Annotated in this window: 8 protein-coding genes; 7 read left to right on the top strand and 1 reads right to left on the bottom strand. The window is 58.7% G+C overall.

Annotated elements, in window-relative coordinates:
* The coding region (locus VGG64_15020; GenBank protein ID HEY1600915.1) for a hypothetical protein at nt 1-356 on the bottom strand (356 nt) is incomplete at its 3' end.
* Between the two features lie 392 nt (nt 357-748).
* Here VGG64_15020 and VGG64_15025 point away from each other — a divergent pair.
* From VGG64_15025 to VGG64_15055, 7 genes are all read left to right on the top strand, one after another.
* The gene (locus VGG64_15025) at nt 749-1,363 is read left to right on the top strand and encodes a hypothetical protein (protein HEY1600916.1); all 615 of its coding nucleotides are present in this window, start codon (nt 749-751) and stop codon (nt 1,361-1,363) included.
* 59 nt (nt 1,364-1,422) lie between these two features.
* Nucleotides 1,423-1,653, top strand: coding sequence for a hypothetical protein (locus VGG64_15030; GenBank protein ID HEY1600917.1), 231 nt, complete (start codon nt 1,423-1,425; stop codon nt 1,651-1,653).
* Nucleotides 1,654-1,693: 40 nt separating this feature from the next.
* Nucleotides 1,694-2,065 carry a DUF1257 domain-containing protein gene (locus VGG64_15035; GenBank protein ID HEY1600918.1) on the top strand — a complete coding sequence of 124 codons (372 nt, stop codon included), beginning with the start codon at nt 1,694-1,696 and terminating at the stop codon, nt 2,063-2,065.
* Nucleotides 2,062-2,250 (top strand): DUF2997 domain-containing protein, encoded by a 189-nt coding sequence (locus VGG64_15040; GenBank protein HEY1600919.1) that lies wholly within the window; start codon nt 2,062-2,064, stop codon nt 2,248-2,250. Before VGG64_15035 ends, VGG64_15040 begins: the two co-directional genes overlap by 4 nt.
* Nucleotides 2,250-2,474, top strand: a complete 225-nt coding sequence (locus VGG64_15045) for a hypothetical protein (protein ID HEY1600920.1) — start codon at nt 2,250-2,252, stop codon at nt 2,472-2,474. The genes VGG64_15040 and VGG64_15045 overlap by 1 nt, the downstream gene beginning before the upstream one ends.
* Nucleotides 2,475-2,524: 50 nt before the next feature.
* Entirely contained in the window at nt 2,525-4,021 is a 1,497-nt protein-coding gene (locus VGG64_15050) for an AAA family ATPase (GenBank protein HEY1600921.1), read from the top strand.
* A gap of 84 nt (nt 4,022-4,105) precedes the next feature.
* A partial coding sequence (locus VGG64_15055; protein HEY1600922.1) for a DNA ligase occupies nt 4,106-4,547 on the top strand: 442 nt, incomplete at its 3' end.

A 4,547-nucleotide genomic window follows, 5' to 3' on the forward strand; every position in this document is an offset into this window, starting at 1 on the left:
AAGATATCGCGGGCCATGTGAAAGAACAGGCTCCGTCTGGGGCCGCTTTGCTCGAACAGGTTCTCGGGGTACATCGGGATGGATAATGCAATCAGCGCGGCCGCCGTCAGCGAAACAACGAGCATCAGCAGCGCGCGCAGAAAGGGCTTCCAGGCGGGCTCATGCACGATGTGTTTCAAAAATGGTTCGAGGAAGGAGCTGAACTTTGACTTGTCAGAATGCGACAATGGGAGCGTCGGGCGCAGGGGTGAGGAGAACACCGCTTGGCAATGAGGGCAATGCGTCGGTTCTGCTGCGCCGTCGATAGCTTGTTCGAATTCTGCTTGACAGCTCGGGCAGGCGAAGCGATGAAGCATGATCCGTTTCCAAGGACAGATTGGAAGATGGGCACCTAGTCGACGGCACGTAGCTCACGATGCTGTCGCCGCAGCTGGTTTATTCTAGCGCATTGTACCAAGCGCCAGTGCGGGCCTCAAAAACACGGTACTCACCACGGTCTGGCCGATTTCTTCCAAATCGACCTTCACCGAGCAGGACTAGCGGTTACAGGCTCGAAACTTGGTGTTGAAGGCGATCGTGGCAGAACTCGTTCCCGCCGCAACGTGATCGACGGCCGGGAATTGCTCCGGCAACTTCGCGCCCCAGGTGCGCTGGCACTTTAGCCTCGCGTTGTTCGTGGGGTGGTTGTGTTTTCCCCAAACATGACCGCCCCAGCGCGTGGGCGGTCTCTATCAAAGGAGATTGCCCAATGATCACACCGGTACGAAAGACAAAGACCGAGCCCGCTTGGCACGCTGCGTTCCTGGCCATGCTGCCGATTGTTGAGCGCTACGCCCGATTCGCATTTCGCAATTTTGGCCCTGAAGCCAGTGAAGATGCCGTCCACGAAGTTGTCGCCAATGTCCTGGCCGCCTTTGCCCGACTCGTCGAAGTAGGCAAAGCCGACGTTGCCCACCCTGGTGTCCTGGCCCGCTATGCAGTTTACCAATACCGGGCTGGCCGGCGAGTTGGTGGTCGGCTCAGCATGCGAGACGTCACCTCCCTTCATGTCGAAACACGCCGGCGAATCACGGTCGAGCGGCTGGATCGCTTTGACGAGGCCGACGACGAGTGGCACGAAATCCTGGTCGAAGATAAGCACGCAGGGCCGGCTGAAACCGCCGCTGCTCGGATCGATGTCGCGGCCTGGTTCAGGTCATTGGGCCAGAAGCAACGGCAAATTGCGCAATCACTGGCTGAAGGGGAAACAACCGGCACGGTGGCCCAGATGTTTGGGTTTTCAGCCGGTCGCGTGAGCCAACTCCGGCGCGAGCTGGCCGAATCGTGGAGCAAGTTTCAGGGCCAAGTGGCGATGGCGGCGTAGCGTGCTGCCCATCGGTGCGGCAGATGCCGCGTTTTCGTTCTACATGCGAGGCTTCATCAATGCGTTTCAATCCATCTCGATGCCCAGAATGCGGAGAATTGCCCAAGGGCACCTGTGACGTGATTCCGGCAATCGCGCTTCTGTCTTTCGATGACGACGATGATGCCGCTGAGTTCGCCGGTGAATCTGAGGTTCTTTGGGATGGTCAAGAAACTCCAACCAATGCCGATGGGCTCATCGATTTGGTCTGTCCCAATGGACACGTCTGGCAGGCAAAGCTGGAAGAATAATTCAAGTCGTGGCCTTTTCAGAATCACGAAAGGAGATTCCGTGTCCCATGTCGTTCAGATCCAGACTGAAGTTCGCGATGCGGTTGCCATGCGGGCAGCGTGTCAGCGCCTCGGATTAACCCAACCAACGCAGCGCACGGTGCGGTTGTTCAGCGCCCAGGCGACCGGCTTGGCCGTTGAACTGCCCGGCTGGCGATATCCGGTGGTATGCAACCTGACTTCTGGCCAGCTCAACTTCGACAATTACGGCGGTCGTTGGGGTGACCAAAACCAGCTCGACCGACTGCTCCAGGCATACGCGTGTGAAAAGGCCAAGATCGAAGCTCGTAAGCGTGGCCATTCGGTCACCGAGCAATCGCTTGCCGACGGCTCGATCAAGCTGACCATCCAGGTCGCTGGAGGTGCCGCTTGAATCAGATCATCGAAATCATCATTTCGCCCGCTGGCCAGACCACCGTGCAAACAAAGGGCTTCACCGGCGCGAGCTGCCAGGACGCCAGCCGGTTCATCGAGCAGGCATTGGGCCAGCGGACTGGTGAGCAGCTCACGGCTGAGTTTCATCAGCCTGCTCAATCGTCGTTGCACGAGGAGGCATAATGGCCACAGCAACTCGTCGACGCGTTCTGCGGACTGCGCCAACGCCCACGGTCAACCACCGGCAGCAGGTTCAGCTTCAACGCAAACGTTCACGGTTGGAAAAAGAGCGGGCCAGCCTGAACCGCTGGATGAGCCGTTTGCGCCGGGCATTTCACGCCGTGGAAAAAGCCCAAGCCAAAATCACGCGGCTCGAGCGGCAAATCGCCACGCTTGGGCAATCCTAGCCGGCTGTTCTGGTCGGCTTTTCGTTTATTCCCCCTTCCGGAGAAATCCCATGACGCTTTCTGTGCGTCTGGCTGAATACGTGCGCGCGTGCTTCACCGGCCTATGGGTCGAGAGCCATGAGCACGACGATGCCCTGGCTGAAATCGCCCAGCTCTGCCGGCACGAAAACTGGCGGTTGGCAACCTGGTCGATTGACCAGGGATTGAAAATCGCCGGCCAAACCGCTGACGTCGATACCGGCACGAACGATCCGTTGGCCGCGATCCGGTCTCTGAACGCCTTTAGCGGCACGGATAGTTCAGCCTTGCTGGTGCTGGTGAATTTTCACCGGTTTCTGAACTCAGCCGAAGTCGTGCAAACGCTGGCCACGCAAATTACGGCCGGCAAGCAGAACCGCACGTTTGTCGTGATCTTGTCGCCGGTGGTGCAGATCCCTACCGAGCTGGAAAAAGCATTTGCCGTGATTGAGCATGAGCTGCCCGACCGCGATCAGATCGAACAGATCGCACATGGCGTGGCTACAGAGCCGGGTGAAATTCCCGATGGCGATGGCTTGGTCAGCGTTCTTGATGCTGCCGCCGGCTTGACCCGCATGGAGGCCGAAAACGCCTTCTCATTGAGCCTCGTGCGCCATCAGCGGCTCGAGCCTGAGGCGATTTGGGAGCTAAAGTCCGGCATGCTGAAGAAAAGCGGCACGCTGCAATTGCATCGGGGCAGCGAGCGGTTCAGTGACCTCGGGGGTATGGAAGCGCTGAAGAGCTTCTGCCTTCGAGCCATGCGGCGGCGGGCCAATCGAAGCTCCGATGTGCGGCCGCGTGGCGTCCTGCTGCTGTCTCCGGCCGGCTGTGGTAAGTCTGCGTTCTGCAAATCGCTGGGCAACGAAACCGGCAGGCCGGTGCTGACGCTTGACGTGGGCTCATTGCTTGGAAGCCTAGTTGGCCAGAGTGAGCAGAACATCCGCCACGCTTTGCGGATCGCCGATGCAATGGCACCCTGCGTTCTATTCTGCGATGAAATTGAGAAGGCGCTGAGCGGTGTTGCCAGCTCAGGGCAAACGGATTCTGGTGTCTCGGCTCGCCTGTTTGGCCGCTTGCTGACTTGGCTCAACGACCACGAAAGCGATGTGTTCTTCGTGGGCACATGCAACGACATCAGCAAATTGCCACCTGAGTTTTCCAGGGCCGAGCGCTTTGACGGTGTGTTCTTCGTCGATCTGCCAGACGTGGCACAACGTCGGGCCATCTGGAAGCTGTACATCGACAAGTTTGGCTTGGATGCAGCGCAGCCCAAGCCGGTCGATGCTGATTGGACTGGCGCGGAAATTCGCGCATGTTGCCGCTTGGCGGCGCTGCTCGAAGTCTCGTTGGTTGAAGCAGCACAGAATGTGGTGCCTGTTGCCAGGACTGCCGGTGAGGCGGTGGAGCGATTACGGACCTGGGCCCATGAACGCTGTTTATCGGCCGATCAGCCGGGGATCTACAAGCGCGATGGCGTCCGTGGCCAAAAGCCGGGCCGTAAGGTCAATCGCGATCCGTCCAATAACTGAGGGCTGAACGCAAGAAGGCCTGCGCAACTCAATTACCGGTAATTAGACGATGGCTGTAGTGTGTCCAACAATGGAGGCAATAACATGCCTGACCTGCAAGACGGTGAGTCAACAGAAATCAAAGGCTCAGCCCGTCTACCGTATATCCTGAAGAATGTCGGCGGCGTCTACTCATGCAGTTGCCCAGCTTGGCGAAATCAATCACTTCCAATCGAACGCCGCACCTGCAAACACCTGATCAGATTCCGTGGTGAACAAGCCGAAACAGAACGCCTCGCTCGCACCGTTAGCCCACCAGCTATCGACACGTCCAAAGCAGCAGCTCCGCCCATTTTGCTAGCCGAAAGCTGGGACAACGCCACCGACATGACCGGCTGGTGGCTGAGCGAAAAACTTGACGGCGTGCGTGCGTACTGGGATGGGAAGCGATTCTTGTCGCGGCAAGGAAATGTTTTCCATGCGCCTGACTGGTTCACGGCCGGATTGCCGGCCTTTCCGCTCGACGGCGAGCTGTGGCTGGCCCGCA

Source organism: Pirellulales bacterium, assembly GCA_036490175.1.
GTDB lineage: Bacteria > Planctomycetota > Planctomycetia > Pirellulales > JACPPG01 > JACPPG01.